Below are 16,859 nucleotides of genomic sequence, written 5' to 3' on the forward strand. Positions count from 1 at the left end.
CGTCGGCGGCCCGCTGCGCCGCGGCCGCCGCGGCGGCGACGGTCGCGGTGCGGCTTTCGATTTCGGTGAGCAGGCGCACTCGAGCGTCGTGGGCGGCGGCCGCCGCGGCACCCGTCGCGGCGGCGGCGTCGGCGACCAGCTTGGCTTCGTGCGCTTGGTTGGTGAGTTCGGCGATCCGCTCAGCGGCGGTCCGCGCGGCGACGAGCCGCGGGGCGGCGGCGGCCCGTTGTTGTGACAAGGCGGCGACCTGCTCGGTCAGCTCGCCGAGGCGGCCACCCGGTTGCTGGCCGACCGGCAACGCCGCGCCGAATCCGCCCGGCGCACCGTCGATCAGCTCGCGGCCCGTGAGGAGGCCGACCGGTTGAGCGCCCGGTTGGCCAAGCTCGCGGCCATCCAGCGGGACCGGGACCGGGTCTGCGCCGAGCTCACGGAGCCGCCCGTCGCCACCATCACCGACGAGCTGCTGCGGCGCATCGAGAACGCCGCGGCCGCCGTCGACCGCATCGGCGGGCAGCTCGCGTTGACGTCCGCGGCGGTGGAATTCACCGCCGTCGCCGACGTCGACCTGGTGGCCGGCGACGAACGGGTGTCCCTGCGGGCCGGCCAAACCTGGTCGATCACGGCGACCGGTCCCACCACCGTCGAGGTTCCCGGCCTGTTGAGCGCGCGGATCACGCCCGGCGCGACCACGCTCGACGTCAGGGCCAAATACGCTGCCGCACAAGAGGAATTAGCGGCGGCGTTGCGCGCCGGCGGCGTGGCCGACCTTGCCGTGGCGCGTTCCGCCCACGGGCGCCGCCGTGAACTGCAGGGCTGCCGCGACCAATTGGATGCCACCGTGGCCGGCCTGTGCGGCGATGAGCAGGTCGACCAATTGCGGTCCCGCCTGGCGCAATTGCGCGCCGATCAGCCCGCCGAAACCGATCTTGTGGCGCCGGACGCCGCCCGTTCCGAATCGGACGCCGCGGAGGCGGCCCGCGCGGCCGCGGCCGCGGAATGCGAGGAGCGGCGACGGACCGCGGCCGCCGCCAATGCCACGCTCGCCGAATCAGCAACGCGCGCAACGGTTTCACAGAACAACGCCGAGGCCCAGCGCGCCGAGCTGGACGCGGCCGCCGAACGGCTGGCGCAGGAGCGGGCGTCGGCGAGCGACGAGGACCTCGCGTCGGCGGCCGAAACCGGGCTGAGGGCCGCTCGAAGCGCCGAGAGCCGGGCCGCCGAGCTGGCCGACGAGCTCGCGGCCGCGGCGCCCGAGGCGGCGGACGCCGAATTGGCCGCGGCCACCCGGGAGGCCGATTCGCTGCGCGATCGTCACGAGGAGGCCGCGCGTGCGTTGCGGGAAATCGCCATCGAGCTCTCGGTATTCGGCAGCGAGGGCCGCCAGGGCAAGCTGGATGCCGCACAGACCGAACGCGAGCACGCCGCCGGCGACCACGCCCGGGTCGGTGGCCGGGCGCGGGCCGCGCAGCTGCTGCGCTCGGTGATGACGCGGCACCGCGACACCACCAGGCAGCGCTACGTGGCGCCCTACCGCGCGGAACTGCAGCGGCTCGGCCGCCCCGTGTTCGGCCCCACCTTCGAGGTCGACGTCGGCAGCGACCTGTGCATCCGCAGCCGCACGCTGGACGGCGTCACGGTGCCCTACGAGTCCCTGTCGGGCGGGGCCAAGGAGCAGCTCGGCATCCTCGCGCGGCTGGCTGGCGCGGCCCTGGTCGCCAAGGAGGACAGCGTTCCCGTGGTGGTCGACGACGCGCTGGGTTTCACCGATCCCGACCGGCTCGCCAGGATGGGGCGGGTGTTCGACACCGTCGGCGCGCACGGGCAGGTGATCGTGCTGACGTGCAGCCCGGACCGGTACAGCGGCGTCGAGGGCGCCCACCGCATCGAGCTCAACGTTTAGCGTTCGACGCCCGACGGTAATTGTCTTTAAGGTGAGTGTTCGCCGGGCTCCTCGGCGGAGCGGAACGATGGCGGGACAGGCTCATGACCATGAACGCGAAACGGCGTCGGCTGCAGGAAAAGCTGGCGGCGTTGCCCGGCGTGCGGCCCGTGCGCCGGCCCGTTTCGACCGGCAGCTCCGAGCGGTTCAACCTCTACTACGTTCGCAGCGGCCTCAAGTCGGCGCACCCGCTGGTGATCATCCCCGGAGGTCCGGGGGTGGCGTCGGTGCAGATGTACCGGGGATTGCGGCGCCGGGCCGCCGCCGCCGGCCTCGACGTCATCATGATCGAGCATCGCGGCGTGGGGTTGTCGCGGCACAACGACGCCGGCGATGACCTGCCACCCCGCGCCCTCACCGTGAACCAGGTCGTCGACGATGTCGCCGCGGTGCTCGACGACGCCCGCGTGGACTCCGCCGTCATCTACGGGACGTCGTACGGCACCTACATCGCCGCCGGGGTCGGCGTGCGCCATCCGGGCCGGGTCCACGCGATGGTCCTGGATTCGCCGCTGTTGTCCCGCCACGACATCGTGATCGTGCGCCGCGCGATCCGTCGGCTGCTGCTGCGGGGCGACAGCCCCGAAACCGCCCCGCTGGCGCCCAAGATCCGCAAGCTCGTCGACGCCGGGGTGATGACCGCCGCGGCGACACAGGTCGTCGCGACCATCTATGGCTACGGCGGTGCCGGGCTGCTCGATCGGCAACTCGACCTGCTGCTCGAGGATCGAAAGCTGTTGTGGTGGGCGATATCCCATTTCGCCACGCTGAGCAACCTGCCGTATCGGTACGAGGAGGATCTGGTGAGCCGCATCGCGTTCCGCGAGCTCGACTATGCCGCCGAACCCGACGGCCTGCCGCTCGACCCGGCCGTGGCGGAACGCGAAACCCGCACCCAGAAGGTCACGTTCGAGGACGAGCCGTACGACCTGCCGGCCGAGATGCCGAATTTCACCTGGCCCACCGTCGTGATTTCCGGGGGCCGCGATCTGATCACCCCGACGCCGGTCGCCGAGCGGGTCGCGTCCCTGATCCCCGGTTCGACGCTGGTGAAACTTCCCACCATGGCCCACAGCGCGCTGGACTTTCGCGAGCCCGCGGCGCTGGCCATCGCCGGCGCGGTGTGCCGGGGCGAACTCGACGGGCTGGCCGCCCAGGCCCCCGCGCTGGATGCCCTCCCGCCCCGGCCGGGAATTCGCTTGCTGTGGAAGGCGATCGAGTTGACCGCCGTCGCCGAGGGCGCCCTGCCGAGCCTGCCAGCGGTGCCGGCCTTCGGGCTGCTGCGGCGCCGGTTCAGCTCCGCATGAACCCGATCGCGGTGTAGTTCAGGTCGGCGAGACCGACCGCGCCGAAGTTGGCGAGCGTGCTGCGCACCGCGACGTCGCCGGGGGATTGGGTCAGCGGCAGGCTGAATCCCTCGGCCCAGATGAGCTTGTCGAGGTCGTTGGCCAACGCGCGCGCCTTGGCCGGATCGAGCTCTTCGAGCGTGCGCTCGATCGCGGCGTCGATCTCCGGGCTGCCGATCTTGCCGAAGTTGCTCGCCCCGTCGGACTGGTAGATCTGCGTCAGCGACGAGAGCGGGAACGCGTCGCCGAGCCAGCTGAACTGCGCGATGTCGAAGTCCCCTACGTTGATGTAATTGGTGAAGAAGCCGCTGCCCGACCTCGCGACGAGGTCGAGCTTGACCCCGATCTGGGCGAGGCTGTGCTGGGCGATCTGCGCGAAAACCCGGCTGCCCTGGGCGTCGTAGAACAAGTCGCGGACGACCAGCTGGTGACCGTCCTTCTCGCGGAACTGGCCGCCCCGCCTCCACCCCAGCCCGTCCAGCTCGCGGCTCGCCTCGGCCGGGTCATAGGGTGCGACGAAGCTGTTGTCCTGGTAGCCCTCCTGCCCGGCGACGTAGATGTGGTTACCCAGCGCCACCGGGTTGCTGGTGAGGCCGTACTGGACGACCTTGGCGATGGTCTGCCGGTCGATGCCCTTGGAGACGGCGACCCGCAGCGCCCTGTCCTCCAAAATCGACCCGTGGGCGCCGTTGAAGGTGAAGTGCGACCAGGCCGGGGCGGGCGCGCGACGGATCGAAATGCCTTTGGTCCGTTGGGCGATCGTCAGCTGGTCCACCGTGCCGATCCCGGTCGCATCGATCGTGTTGTTCTGCAGAGCCGGCAGCCGGGCGGCGTCATCGAGCACGAGGTAGGTGATGCTGTCCAGGCGCGGGCGCGCGCCCCACCATTTCGGGTTGCGCCGCAACACGATTCGCTGCGTGGTCCGGTCCAGCGAGGATACGATGAACGGACCGGCCGACGGGCCGGGCCCGTCGAGCTGCCCCTTGTTGAACACCTCGGGCGTGGAGGTCATGCTGGCCGGCAGCAGCATGCCGTTGCCGGCGAACATGCCGCGCCACTCGGCGTAGGGCTTGGCGAAGGTCATGACCGCCTGCCGGTCGTCCACGCCCCGGGTGACCGAGGCGACGCGGTCCGCGCCACCGGGCCCGGCGATCTCGAAGGTCTTGTCGTTTCCGCTCAGCGCGTGGATCTGGCTGGCGATGTCGCGCCAGGTGACCGGCGTGCCGTCGGACCACACGGCTTTCGGGTTGATGGTGTAGGTCACCACCTGCGGATTGGTCCCGGTGAGCTCGACGCTGGTGAAGTAGTCGGTGTCGACGGTCGTCGAACCGTCCGGCCCGATGACGAACGCGCGCGGCAGCGTCGCCTTCATCATCCCGGCGACCTCGGCCGAGTTGCCGTCGATGCTCAGGATGTTGAAGTTCGGCGGGAAGTCGCTGAGCGCGAGCCGCAGGTCGCCGCCGTCGCGCAGGGTGGCGGGGTTCTGCGGGTTGACGTCGCTGGTGCTGCCGATCGACGCGTTGGTGCCCGTCGGGGCCGTCAAGTTGATGGCCGGCGAGCATCCGGTCAGCGTCAAAGCGGCGATCACCATCAGGCTCGACACCCGCCGAGCCTGCGTCCAGAGCGCGGATTTGCCCCCGAACCGCGCCCTGAGCGCGGTCTCGGCGCGAGACGACCTAGACATACTTCCCCGGATCTGGTTGCGGCACCGCGCCCAGCAGCTGACGCGTGTAATCGTGTTGCGGATTGCGGAAGAGCTCCTCGCTGTCGCCCTGTTCCACGATGGCCCCCGCGTGCATCACCGCCACCCGGTGGGCCAGGTGCTTGACCACCGAAAGATCGTGGGAGACAAAGAGATACGACAAGCCGAATTGCTCTTGCAGATCGAGCAGCAGGTTGATGATCCCGGCCTGGATCGAGACATCGAGCGCGGACACCGGCTCGTCGAGGGCCAGGATCTTGGGCTGCAGCGCGAGCGCGCGTGCGATGCCGATGCGCTGCTTTTGCCCGCCGGAGAACTCGGCGGGGTAGCGGGTCGCGTCCGCCCGGCGCAGGCCCACGATGTCGAGCAGCTCGGCGACCCGCGCGTTGGTGGCGATCTTGTCGAAGCCGTTGGCCCGCAACGGTTCGGCGAGCAGCTCGAAGACCGGCAGCCGCGGGTCCAGGGACGCCACCGGGTCCTGGAAGACGACCTGGATGTCGCGCCGCAGCGCTCGCCGGCTCGCCGCCGTCAATGACGCCACGTCGTTCCCGAGCACCTCGATCGAGCCCGACTGCGGCGCAACCAGTTCCAGGATCTCGTGCAGCGTGGTCGACTTGCCCGAGCCGGATTCGCCGACGATGCCCAGGGTGCGGCCCTGCCGCAGCTCGAAGCTGACGCCGTCGACCGCGCGGACCTCGCCGACCGTGCGGCGCAACACCACGCCCTTGGTCAGCTTGTAGGTCTTGACCAGATCGCGCACCCGCACGACGACGGGCGAGTCGCCAGAAGCCAGCTCCGCGTGCGCGGCGGTGCTGACCCCGTAGATGTCCGCGGCGCTGCGATCGCCAACCTGGTCGGTGCGGATGCACGCCGCCCGGTGGTCCACGCCGACGGAGATCAATTCCGGTTCCGCGGTGCGGCATTCGTCGATCACCAGCGGGCAGCGCGGCGCGAACGGGCAGCCCGGCGGCAGCCCCACCAACGACGGCGGAGCGCCGGGGATCGGCACCAGGCGGGCGCCCTGCGCGGCGTCCAACCGGGGAACGGACCCCAACAGCCCCACCGTGTAGGGCATCTGGCGGCGGCGGTAAAGCTCGGCCACGCCGGCGAATTCGACGACCCGACCCGCATACATCACCAGCGCCCGGTCGGCGAACTCGGCGACCACGCCGAGGTCGTGGGTGATGATGAGCACCCCGGCGCCGGTCACGTCGCGGGCGGTCCTGAGCACCTCGAGTATCTGCGCCTGCACCGTGACGTCGAGCGCGGTGGTCGGCTCGTCGCAGATCAACAGGTCGGGGTCGTTGGCGATCGCGATCGCGATCACGACCCGCTGCCGCTCGCCGCCGGACAGCTCGTGCGGGAACGCGCGGGCGCGGCGCTGCGGCTGCGAGATGCCGACCAGCTCGAGCAGTTCCACCGCGCGGCGGCGGGCGGCCTTGCGGCCGACGCGCGGCTGGTGCACCTCGATCGCCTCGGCGATCTGGTCGCCGACGGTGTACACCGGTGTCAGCGCCGACATCGGATCCTGGAACACCATGCCGACGGCCTTGCCGCGGAAGCGTGACATCGCCTCGTCGCCCAGTCCCAGCAGCTCGGTGTCGTGCAGCCGAACCGAGCCGCGCACGCGCGCGTATTCGGGCAGCAGGCCCACCACCGCCATCGCCGACACGGACTTGCCCGAGCCCGATTCGCCGACCATGGCCACCACCTCGCCGGGCTCGATGCGGTAGCTGATGCCGCGCACCGCGGTCACCGGTTGGCCGTCGGTGGGAAAGTCGACGGCCAGGTCGGTCACTTCCAGCAGGCTCATCGGGCGCCGCCCCGCCCCATCCCGCTGCCCGGGTCCAGCGCGTCGCGCAGCCCGTCGCCGGTCAGGTTGGCGCACACCAGGATCAGGACCAGCACACCGGCCGGAAACAGGAACACCCAGGGGAAGGTGGTCGCGGACTGGGTGCCGTTGGCGATCAGGGTGCCCAGCGACACGTCGGGCGGCTGGATGCCGAAACCGAGGAAGCTCAGGCCGGTTTCGGCCAGGATGGCCGAGGCGACGTTGAGCGCGGCGTCGATGATCAGGATCGACGCGACGTTGGGCACCACGTGGCCGAGGATGATCCGGCGGCTGGAGACACCCATATACCTTGCGGCGCGGATGAATTCGCGCTCGCGCAGGCTCATGGTCATGCCGCGGACCATGCGTGAGCTGATCATCCAGCCGAACGCGGCCAGCAGCAGCACCAGCAGCAGGACGCTGGACGACTTCTTGACCCGCGGCGTGAGGATGGCGATGAGGATGAAGCTCGGCACCACCAGCAGCAGGTCGACCACCCACATCAGCACCCGGTCGCGCCAGCCGCCGAAATAGCCGGCGATGGACCCGACGGTGGCGGCGATGCCGGTGGAGATCACGGCCACGCAGACGCCGATCAGCATCGACTTCTGCATGCCGCGCAGGATCTGCGCCAGCAGGTCCTGGCCCATCGCGTTGGTGCCCAGCCAGTGCCGGGTGTTCGGCGGCTGCAGCAGCGCGTTGAAGTCGAGGTCATCGTAGGAATAGGGCAGCAGCGACGGCAGCGCGTAGCAACCGACGAACAGCAGCACCAGCAACGCCAGCGACGCCACCGCGAGCCGGTTGCGGGCGAACCTGCGCAACACCAGGGTGCGCCGCGAGGCGAACTCCACCTCCTCCGGGGCCGAAAGTCCCTGCGCCGCAGTGGTTTCAGCGCGCGTCATGACACCCGCACCCTCGGATCGAGCGCCGCGTAGAAGACGTCGGACAGCAGGCCGGCCAGCAACACCACCGCGCCGGAGAACAGGGTGATCGCCGCGATGATGTTGGTGTCCTGGGCCGTGATGCCCTGCACCAGCCATTCGCCCATGCCGTGCCAGCCGAAGATCTTCTCGACGAACACCGCGCCGGTGACCAGCCCGGCCACCCCGTAGGCGAACAGCGTCGCCAGCGGTATCAGCGCGGTGCGCAGCCCGTGTTTGAGCAGCGCGCGCCGACGGGTGAGGCCCTTGGCGCGGGCGGTGCGGATGAAATCCTGGCCGAGGACGTCGAGCATCGCGTTGCGCTGATAGCGGCTGTAGCCGGCGGCGGCCATCAGCGAGAGCGTCAGCGTGGGCAGGATCAGATGCCGCAACCGGTCGAGCAACTCGTGCCAGCCGCCCGCCACGCCCGGCGACGTCTCGCCGGTGTAGTCGAACAGCTGGACGCCGAGGGCCCAGTTCACCCGGAGCGCCCCGAGGATCAACAGGTTCGCGATGACGAACGACGGCGTGCTGAGCACGAGCAGCGCCACCATCGTGACGAGGCGGTCGCTGAGCCGGTACTGGCGGATCGCGCCCCACGCGCCCGCCACGATGCCCAGCACGGTGCCCACCACGGAGCCCACGACCAGCAACCGCAGGGTCACCCCGACGCGGCGCCACAGCGTGGAGCCGACGGGCTGCCCGGTGACGGTGGTGCCGAAGTCGCCGCGGACCACGTGCGACGCCCAATGCGCGTAGCGGATCGGGATCGGTTGGTCCAGGCCGAGCGCGTGGGCCTTGGCGTCGATGACGGACTGCGGTGGTCGCGGATTGCGCTGCAACAGGCTGTCCAGCGGAGAGAAGGCCAGGGACGTCAGGCAATAGGTCAGAAACGACGCCAGCGCCAGCAGCACGACATAGTTCAGCAGCCGGCGCGCCAGAAACCGGATCATGGCCGCCCGTTCCGCATTGGGACAGGTTAGCGAGCCGGGAGGTGTCTTGTGATCCGGCTGATTTTCATGAGTGAATTACGGGCGGCTGGTTGCTACGTTCGGCCGCGATATCCCGAGGAGGCGCGCGTGACGGTTACCGACGACTACCTGGCCAACAACGCCCGGTACGCGAGCGGCTTCACCGGGCCGCTGCCGATGCCGCCGAGCAAGCACGTCGCGGTGGTCGCGTGCATGGACGCCCGGCTCGACGTCTACCGCCTCCTGGGGCTCAACGAGGGGGAGGCTCACGTCATCCGCAACGCGGGCGGCGTCGTCACCGACGACGTCATCCGCTCGCTCGCGATCAGCCAGCGGCTGCTGGGGACCCGGGAGATCATCCTGATTCACCATTCCGACTGCGGGATGCTCACCTTCACCGACGACGACTTCAAGCGCGCCATTCAGGACGAGACGGGGGTGAAACCGCCCTGGGCGGCCGAGGCTTTCCCCGACCCGGCCGAGGACGTCCGGCAGTCGCTGCGCCGCATCCAGAACAGCCCGTTCGTGACCAAGCACGTGTCGCTGCGCGGCTTCGTCTTCGACGTCGCCACCGGCAAGCTCGAGGAAGTCACACCGTAGCGCTGCCCCCTTCCCCGCGCGAGCAGACGCAAAAGCCCCCAATCGGGACCAAATTTGGGGGCTTTTGCGTCTGCTCGCCGCGAAAACTAGCCCACCTTGTAGGTCGCCAGGGCCTTGGCGACCAGCCTGCCCGCCGGGTCGACGATCTCGGCCTCGCAGTTCACCAGCGACCGGCCCCGCCGCAGCACCCGGCCCACCCCGATGACGTCGGTGGCGCGGGCCGGCGCCAGGAAATCCAGCGCCATCGACACCGTCACCCCGCGCAGCGAAGGGGGCGCCTCCACGCCGCACCACGCCGCCGCCATGACGGTGACGTCGGCCAGCGTCGCGATGGCACCGCCGTGGACCATGTCGCCGATGGTGACGTTGGAGGGATCCCACGGCAGCCGCAGCCGCACCTCGTCGTCGCCCAGCTCATCGGCGACGATTCCCAGTTTCGCGACCAAGGGCGATTGGGGGAGGAATTGCGCAATAACTTCGCGGCCGCTCTGTGTTCCAGTTTTCATGCGCCCATGCTTTCGCACCGGCAAGCCACGGCAAATACCCGGCAGGTCATTGACACCGGCCGGGTGGGCTGGTTGCATAGACGGCAATGACCATAAAGATGGTCAAATCGATCAGCTTTATCAAGTAAACAGTCGAGGTAGCCGATGACCAGCGCTGTGAACGCGGCCCCCGCCGCCGGCCAATACGAGTTGAGCCACCTGCGCTCGCTCGAGGCCGAGGCGATCCACATCATCCGGGAGGTGGCCGCGGAGTTCGAGCGGCCGGTGCTGCTGTTCTCCGGGGGCAAGGACTCGATCGTCATGCTGCACCTGGCGCTCAAGGCGTTCCGCCCCGGGCGGCTGCCGTTCCCGGTGATGCACGTCGACACCGGCCACAACTTCGACGAGGTGATCGCCGCCCGCGACGAGCTGGTCGCCGAGTCCGGGGTGCGCCTCGTGGTGGCGTCGGTGCAGGAGGACATCGACGCGGGCCGCGTCGTCGAGACGATCCCGTCGCGCAACCCGATCCAGACCGTGACGCTGCTGCGCGCCATCCGGGAGAACAAGTTCGACGCCGCGTTCGGCGGGGCGCGCCGTGACGAGGAGAAGGCGCGGGCCAAGGAGCGGGTGTTCAGCTTCCGCGACGAGTTCGGCCAGTGGGACCCCAAGGCCCAGCGGCCCGAGCTGTGGAACCTCTACAACGGCCGGCACCACAAGGGCGAGCACATCCGCGTCTTCCCGCTGTCCAACTGGACCGAGTTCGACATCTGGTCCTACATCGGCGCCGAGAAGGTCAAGCTGCCGTCGATCTATTTCGCGCACCGCCGCAAGGTGTTTCGCCGCGACGGCATGCTGCTGGCGGTGCACCGGCACATGCAGCCACGCGCCGACGAGCCGGTGTTCGAGGCGACGGTGCGGTTCCGCACCGTCGGCGACGTCACCTGCACCGGATGCGTGGAGTCGGAGGCCTCCACCGTGTCGGAGGTCATCGCCGAGACGGCGGTGTCCCGGCTGACCGAGCGCGGCGCGACCCGCGCCGACGACCGCATCTCGGAGGCCGGGATGGAAGACCGGAAACGACAGGGCTACTTCTGATGGCAACGTTATTGAGGCTGGCGACCGCGGGCTCCGTCGACGACGGCAAGTCCACCCTGATCGGACGGCTGCTCTACGACTCCAAGGCCGTGATGGAGGACCAGTGGGCGTCGGTGGAGCGGACGTCCAAGGAGCGCGGCCACGACTACACCGACCTGGCGCTGGTCACCGACGGCCTGCGGGCCGAGCGGGAGCAGGGCATCACCATCGACGTCGCCTACCGCTACTTCGCCACGCCCAAGCGGAAATTCATCATCGCCGACACCCCGGGCCACATCCAGTACACCCGCAACATGGTGACCGGCGCGTCGACCGCCCAGCTGGTGATCGTGCTCGTCGACGCCCGCCACGGCCTGCTGGAGCAGTCCCGCCGGCACGCCTTCCTGGCGTCGCTGCTGGGCATCCAGCACATCGTGCTGGCCGTCAACAAGATGGACCTGATCGACTGGGACAAAGAGAGATTCGACTGGATCCGCGACGAGTTCCACGCCTTTGCGGCGCGCCTCGACGTCCAGGACGTGGCCACCATCCCGATCTCCGCCCTCAACGGCGACAACGTGGTGACCAAGTCGGACAACGCGCCGTGGTACGAGGGGCCGGCGCTGCTGTCGCACCTCGAAGAGGTCTACATCGCCGGTGACCGCAACCTGGTCGACGTGCGGTTCCCGGTGCAATACGTCATCCGGCCGCACACCCACGAGCATCAGGACCACCGCAGTTACGCCGGCACCGTGGCCAGTGGGGTGATGCGCCCCGGCGACGAGGTGGTCGTGCTGCCGATCGGCAAGACCACCCGGGTCACCGCGATCGAGGGGCCGAATGGCCCTGTGGAGGAAGCGTTTCCGCCGATGGCGGTCTCGGTGAGCCTCGCCGACGACATCGACATCTCGCGCGGCGACATGATCGCCCGCACCCACAACCAGCCCAGGGTCGCACAGGATTTCGACGCGACCGTGTGCTGGATGGCCGACAATTCGGCGCTGGAGCCCGGCCGCGACTACCTGATCAAGCACACCACCCGGACCACGCGCGCGCGGGTCACCGCCCTGGACTACCGGCTCGACGTCAACACCCTGCACCGGGACAAGGCCGCAGAGGCGTTGCAGCTCAACGAACTTGGCCGCATTTCGCTGCGCACCCAGGTCCCGCTGCTGCTCGACGAGTACACCCGCAACTCCAGCACCGGCTCGTTCATCCTGATCGACACGAACACCAACGGCACGGTGGCCGCGGGCATGGTCTTGCGGGACGTCTCGACGCAGGCGTCGAGCCCGAACACCGTGCGGCACAAGTCGCTCGTCGGTGCGGGATCCCGGCCGCGGGGCAGGACGATCTGGTTCACCGGCCTGTCGGGCTCGGGCAAATCGAGCGTGGCCATGGAGGTCGAGCGCAAACTGCTCGAAAGCGGTTTTCCCGCTTACGTTCTCGACGGGGACAACCTGCGGCACGGCCTGAATGCCGACCTGGGCTTCTCGATGGCCGACCGCGCGGAGAACCTGCGCCGGCTGGCGCACGTGGCGGCGCTGCTGGCCGACTCCGGCCAGACCGTGCTGGTGCCGGCGATCAGCCCGCTGGCCGAGCATCGCGAACTGGCGCGCAAGGTCCACGGCGAGGCCGGGCTGGACTTTTTCGAGGTCTTCTGCGACACCCCGCTCGACGACTGCGAGAAGCGTGATCCCAAGGGGCTGTACGCCAAAGCGCGGGCGGGCGAGATCGCGAATTTCACCGGGATCGACAGCCCCTATCAGCAACCGGAGCACCCGGATCTGCGGCTCACGCCGGACCGCGACGTCGACGAGCAGGCGCAGCTGGTCGTCGACCTGCTGGAGTTGCGCCCCTAAGCGCCGCGGGCGGCCAATGGCACAATCCTCACATGCGGATGTCGGCCAAGGCGGAGTACGCGGTGCGGGCGATGGTCCAGCTCGCGACGGCCGACACCGGCACGTTGGTGACGACCGACGAATTGGCGCAGGCCCAGGGCATACCGCCGCAATTTCTCGTCGACATCCTCACCAACCTGCGCACCGATCGCCTGGTGCGCAGCCACCGCGGCCGCGAGGGCGGGTACGAACTGGCCCGCCCCGGAAGCGAGATCAGCATCGCCGACGTGCTGCGCTGCATCGACGGCCCGCTGGCCAGCGTCCGCGACATCGGCCTGGGTGACCTCCCGTACTCCGGGCCCACCGCGCCGTTGGCCGACGTCTGGCGTGCGCTGCGGGCCAGCATGCGTTCGGTCCTCGAAGAAACCACCCTGGCCGACGTCGCGGCCGGCGCGCTGCCCAAGCACGTCGCGCAGATGGCCGACGACTACCGGGACCAAGAGCACGCGCGGCACGGCTCACGGCGCGGCGATTAGCCGCCCGAGCCGTAGGGCCGCGTCAGGATCTCCATGGCGTGCCCCGAGGGATCCCGGAAGTAGACCCCGCGGCCGCCGTCCCGGGTGTTGATCTCGCCGGGCCGGTTGGCCCCCGGGTCCGCCCAGTGCTCCAGGCCGCGCGAGGTGATCTTTCCGTAGATGGCATCGAAGTCCTCCTCGGAGACCAGGAAGGCGTAGTGCTGGCGGCGGATCTCCTCGCCCTCGGGCGCGTCGGCGTAATCGAGGGTGGCGCCGTGCTCGAGCGCGACCGCCATGAAGTGGCCGAACGGTTTGGGGTCGGGCAGGCCGAACAATTCGGCGAGGAATTCCGCGGATTCCCGCTTGTCGCGCGCGGCGACGATGGTGTGGTTGAAACTGATCGCCATAGTTCCCTTCTACCCCTCCGCGAGCCCTACCTCTCCCGCGAGCGTTACCCCTCGCCGCGAGGGTGCGTGTTTGTACGGCGACACGCCGTGCGGGCCGTCATTTTGCGCACGCTCGCGGGCAGACGACAGGCCCTACTTCGGCGCCGTCAGCTCCAGCGCGATGTTGTCCGGGTCGCGGAATTCCAGAATGTACGACGGCCCGATGTCTTTGACGGGCTCGTGCCCCACGCCGACCTCGTCGAGATGGGCCGCCGCGGCGTCCAATTCGGCCTTGCTGCCGACCCGGAACGCGATGTGGTCCAGGCCGCAGCGATCCTCGTCGAACCGGTCCGTCGCGACCGGCCGCAGGCCGAGCAGCGTGCCGCCGAGGTCGTAGATGACGCCGCCGAACAGGAAGCCGAACTGGTTGCGGGTGGCCTCGTCGGCGTTCTCGGGAACCTCCAGCAACACCGGCCAGCCGAAGACGCTCTCGTAGAACTGCCGGGACCGCTCGATGTCGGTCACGGTCAGCCGGACGTGCGCGATGGAGGTGCTGGTGAAACCCATCCACCTCATGCTGCCAGAATCGCGTCTGTGCAGATAGCGATGACCATGCCGGTGATGGAGCCGGACCTGGACGCGGCGGTGCTCGAGAATTGGGCCCGCGCGATCGACGAGGGGCCGTTCTCGTCGCTGTGCTGGGGCGAGCGGATCGCGTTCGACAACCCGGACAACCTGACGCTGCTCGGCGCGCTGGCGGCCTGGACCCGCCGGGTGCGGCTGCTGACGACCGTGATCGTGCCGCAGCTGCACGACCCGGTGATGCTGGCGAAGGCGCTGGCCACCGGCGACATGCTGTGCGGCGGGCGGCTGACGGTGGGCATCGGCGTCGGCGGCCGGCAGGAGGACTATCACGCCGTGGGCGCCGACCCGTCGACGCAGACGATGCGCGGCATGGCCGAGCGGGTGGCGGCGATGCGACGGGTGTGGGCCGGTGAAAAGCTCACCGAGTCCGTCCTGCCCGTCGGGCCGGCCCCGGTCCAGGCCGGTGGTCCGCCGCTGTTCGTCGGCAGCATCGGTCCCAAGACGATCCGCAGCGCCGCGGCCTGGGCCGACGGGCTGGCCGGCACCACGCTGGACCTCGACGTCGCCAAGCAGAACGAGTTGTTCGACGTGGCGCGCGAGGCGTGGGCGCGCGCCGGGAGGCCCAAACCGCATCTGGTGACGTCGTTCTGGTTCGCGTTCGGGACGCCCGAGCAGGCCCGCGCGCAGGTGCATCGCCACCTGCGGCGCTACATGAACTGGATACCGGCCGAGTATGTCGACGCGATGGCGCCTATGACCGGCTGGGCCGGCAGCGAGGATGAGCTGCTGGCGGTGCTACGCAAGTTCGAGGGCATCGGCACCGACGAGGTTCAGCTCATCCCGACGAGTTCGGACCCCGATCAGCTGCGCCGCGCGGCCGACGTGGCGGCACAGCTTTAGGCAGACGCCCGCTCGCCGCCGACCTCGGGCTGCTGGGGAGGCTGCCCCTTGCGCAGCGTCGCCAGCAGCTCGCGGTAGGGGCCGACGAGGTAGACGGTGTCGCCGGCGCACAGCCGCGCGTCGCGGCGCGGGTGCAGCTGGACCGGTGCGTCCTCCCGGGTTATCGCGATGACCCGGGTGTGGGTGGACAACTCGAACATGCGCAGCCCGTCGAGTTCGCTGTGGGCCGCCACGTGCATGCCGCCGACCATGAACGAGCGCTGCCCCACCCAGAACGTCCCGAGTACCTGCAGGCCCATGGCGGCGCCGATGAACCATGGCGCGGCCAGTTCGACGGTCGAGCGGACGTGATCGAAGCCGAACCGCTGCGACACGGCGGTGCCGAGCGCCCGGTCGAAGATGCGCAGCACGATCGGCACATCGGGCCGGACGACTTCGGGGATCACCCTGGGCCCCAGCATTTCTCGCAGCACGATGCCGGTCTCGATGTTGACCATGTCGTCCTGGGTCAGCACCGCGATCGCGCGGGCGTGTTCGGCCCGGGCCGACTCCAGGGTCTGGCGCAGCGTCGCGTCCCCGAAGATCACCGGCACTTCGAGGTCGGCCGCGGTCGAGAGGAAGCGGTTGTTCTCGTCCCGTTCGATGACCGCGACGTCGTATCCGGCCGCGGTCAGATCGGCGACCACGCGGCTGCCGAACGAGCCCAGCCCGACGACGATGATGTGGTTGCGCAGATGGCGCGCCTGCCGGCGGCCGGCGGAGTAGGCGAAGCGCCGCGACAACAGCAGGTCGGCGATGAAAGCGACCAGCAGCGCGGTGGTCATCACCCCGGCGAACATCAACATGATGCTGAACAGCCGCAACCAGGTGGGCTGGTGCAGGAAGCTGAAGTCGCCGTAGCCGACGGTCGCGATCGTCTCGGTGCTGAAGTACAGGGCGTCGAGCCACGTCATCCCCGGATGGGGCCGGTAGGCGAACCGCAACACGATCGTCGACCCGATCAGCAAGCCCAGCGCGGCGGCCAGCGCGCGGTAGAACATCGGGTTGACGTCGTTGCGCAGGGTTCGTAACGCGTCGAACGCGCGCCGGAGCTGGGGCGGGCGGGTGCGCACGCGCGTCGCCCGAGCGATCTTGATGCCCAGGCCGGCCAGCTCGTCGGGCGTCCCGATCATCGCGGTCCAGTCACCGGCATGCACCGGCTGGTCGCGGCCGGGACATGCCACCACCTCGCCGGGGATGGGGGAGTTCGGGCCGTGAATCACCGCCACAGGCGCCAGATCGCCGTAGATCTCGCGCAGGGTTCCGTCGCGCGGAGCCTCGCCGTCGGAGACGACGAACTTGATGCCGGCCGCCTCGAACGGGTGCGTGGTGTGGGCCAGGCACGCCTCGACGACCGACGGGGCCGCGAGGTCGGCGACGTCGAGAATCGCACCGGGGCCGTTGTGGTCGGCCACCGCCTCGCGGAGCACGTCATTGGCCAGACGCGCCACCACGCGCACGCGGGGGTTGGTTTTCCTTGCCAGCAAGGCGATTTCAAGGTTTATCGCATCGTCGTCCCCGGCGCACACGACGGCGACCGCGCGATCGGCTTCGACGTGGACGAGATCGGCGGGGCTGTTGAGCTTGACGACACTGACGCCGGCGTTGTTCAGCTCCTCGATGATCGTCGTGGCGAGTGCGTCGTCGCCGCTGACGATGATGTGCCGTCGCATGCTAGCGCGGTGAATCGCTGTCTTCACGGGTCATTGGTGCATTATTGCCGTC

Annotated in this window: 14 protein-coding genes and 1 pseudogene; 7 read left to right on the forward strand and 8 right to left on the reverse strand. The window is 69.6% G+C overall.

Features of this window, described 5'->3' with window-relative positions; translation table 11 throughout:
- Together A5696_RS21175 and A5696_RS21180 are read left to right on the forward strand one after the other, a co-directional pair.
- Positions 1-1,900, forward strand: a pseudogene (locus A5696_RS21175) (ATP-binding protein); the annotation flags it as partial.
- An 83-nt stretch (positions 1,901-1,983) separates the two neighbouring features.
- Positions 1,984-3,246, forward strand: coding sequence for an alpha/beta hydrolase (locus tag A5696_RS21180; RefSeq protein WP_067883014.1), 1,263 nt, complete (start codon positions 1,984-1,986; stop codon positions 3,244-3,246).
- On the opposite strand, the gene A5696_RS21185 is transcribed toward A5696_RS21180, so the two are convergent.
- Genes A5696_RS21185 through A5696_RS21200 form a run of 4 tightly spaced genes read right to left on the reverse strand, consistent with a single transcriptional unit; the run spans position 3,233 to position 8,691 of the window.
- Positions 3,233-4,969, reverse strand: coding sequence for an ABC transporter family substrate-binding protein (locus A5696_RS21185; RefSeq protein WP_082956605.1), 1,737 nt, complete (start codon positions 4,967-4,969; stop codon positions 3,233-3,235). The two genes, A5696_RS21180 and A5696_RS21185, sit on opposite strands and share 14 nt — an antisense overlap.
- On the reverse strand, positions 4,962-6,800 hold the full coding sequence (locus A5696_RS21190) for an ABC transporter ATP-binding protein (protein ID WP_067882960.1): 1,839 nt from the start codon (positions 6,798-6,800) through the stop codon (positions 4,962-4,964). The genes A5696_RS21185 and A5696_RS21190 overlap by 8 nt, the downstream gene beginning before the upstream one ends.
- Positions 6,797-7,720, reverse strand: a complete 924-nt coding sequence (locus tag A5696_RS21195) for an ABC transporter permease (RefSeq protein ID WP_067882961.1) — start codon at positions 7,718-7,720, stop codon at positions 6,797-6,799. The genes A5696_RS21190 and A5696_RS21195 overlap by 4 nt, the downstream gene beginning before the upstream one ends.
- The gene (locus A5696_RS21200) at positions 7,717-8,691 is read right to left on the reverse strand and encodes an ABC transporter permease (protein WP_067882962.1); all 975 of its coding nucleotides are present in this window, start codon (positions 8,689-8,691) and stop codon (positions 7,717-7,719) included. Before A5696_RS21200 ends, A5696_RS21195 begins: the two co-directional genes overlap by 4 nt.
- Before the next feature lie 126 nt (positions 8,692-8,817).
- On the opposite strand from A5696_RS21200, the gene A5696_RS21205 reads away from it, so the two are divergent.
- Positions 8,818-9,309: a carbonic anhydrase gene (locus A5696_RS21205; RefSeq protein WP_067882963.1), complete on the forward strand. Its 492-nt coding sequence runs from the start codon at positions 8,818-8,820 to the stop codon at positions 9,307-9,309.
- Between the two features lie 86 nt (positions 9,310-9,395).
- Here A5696_RS21205 and A5696_RS21210 read toward each other — a convergent pair whose 3' ends face one another.
- Positions 9,396-9,815: a PaaI family thioesterase gene (locus A5696_RS21210; protein WP_067882964.1), complete on the reverse strand. Its 420-nt coding sequence runs from the start codon at positions 9,813-9,815 to the stop codon at positions 9,396-9,398.
- Between the two features lie 144 nt (positions 9,816-9,959).
- Here A5696_RS21210 and cysD point away from each other — a divergent pair, with 144 nt between their 5' ends.
- From cysD to A5696_RS21225, 3 genes are read left to right on the forward strand one after another with little or no spacing between them, the layout of a single operon-like run.
- On the forward strand, positions 9,960-10,889 hold the full coding sequence (gene cysD, locus A5696_RS21215; protein WP_067882965.1) for a sulfate adenylyltransferase subunit CysD: 930 nt from the start codon (positions 9,960-9,962) through the stop codon (positions 10,887-10,889).
- Positions 10,889-12,730 (forward strand): adenylyl-sulfate kinase, encoded by a 1,842-nt coding sequence (gene cysC / locus A5696_RS21220; protein ID WP_067882966.1) that lies wholly within the window; start codon positions 10,889-10,891, stop codon positions 12,728-12,730. The genes cysD and cysC overlap by 1 nt, the downstream gene beginning before the upstream one ends.
- A 32-nt stretch (positions 12,731-12,762) precedes the next feature.
- Positions 12,763-13,245 (forward strand): RrF2 family transcriptional regulator, encoded by a 483-nt coding sequence (locus A5696_RS21225; protein ID WP_067882967.1) that lies wholly within the window; start codon positions 12,763-12,765, stop codon positions 13,243-13,245.
- Here A5696_RS21225 and A5696_RS21230 read toward each other — a convergent pair.
- Both A5696_RS21230 and A5696_RS21235 read right to left on the reverse strand, forming a co-directional pair.
- Positions 13,242-13,631: a VOC family protein gene (locus A5696_RS21230; RefSeq protein ID WP_067882968.1), complete on the reverse strand. Its 390-nt coding sequence runs from the start codon at positions 13,629-13,631 to the stop codon at positions 13,242-13,244. The genes A5696_RS21225 and A5696_RS21230 overlap by 4 nt on opposite strands.
- Before the next feature lie 132 nt (positions 13,632-13,763).
- Positions 13,764-14,177 (reverse strand): VOC family protein, encoded by a 414-nt coding sequence (locus A5696_RS21235; protein WP_067883015.1) that lies wholly within the window; start codon positions 14,175-14,177, stop codon positions 13,764-13,766.
- 39 nt (positions 14,178-14,216) lie between these two features.
- Between A5696_RS21235 and A5696_RS21240 the strand changes: the two genes are divergently transcribed.
- Complete coding sequence (locus A5696_RS21240; RefSeq protein WP_067882969.1) at positions 14,217-15,095, forward strand: LLM class flavin-dependent oxidoreductase; 879 nt, start codon at positions 14,217-14,219, stop codon at positions 15,093-15,095.
- Here the strand turns inward: A5696_RS21240 and A5696_RS21245 are convergent.
- Entirely contained in the window at positions 15,092-16,807 is a 1,716-nt protein-coding gene (locus A5696_RS21245) for an NAD-binding protein (protein ID WP_067882970.1), read from the reverse strand. The genes A5696_RS21240 and A5696_RS21245 overlap by 4 nt on opposite strands.
- Positions 16,808-16,859: the final 52 nt, after the last annotated feature.

This window comes from Mycobacterium sp. E2699, from assembly GCF_001666745.1.
Classification (GTDB): Bacteria; Actinomycetota; Actinomycetes; order Mycobacteriales; family Mycobacteriaceae; genus Mycobacterium.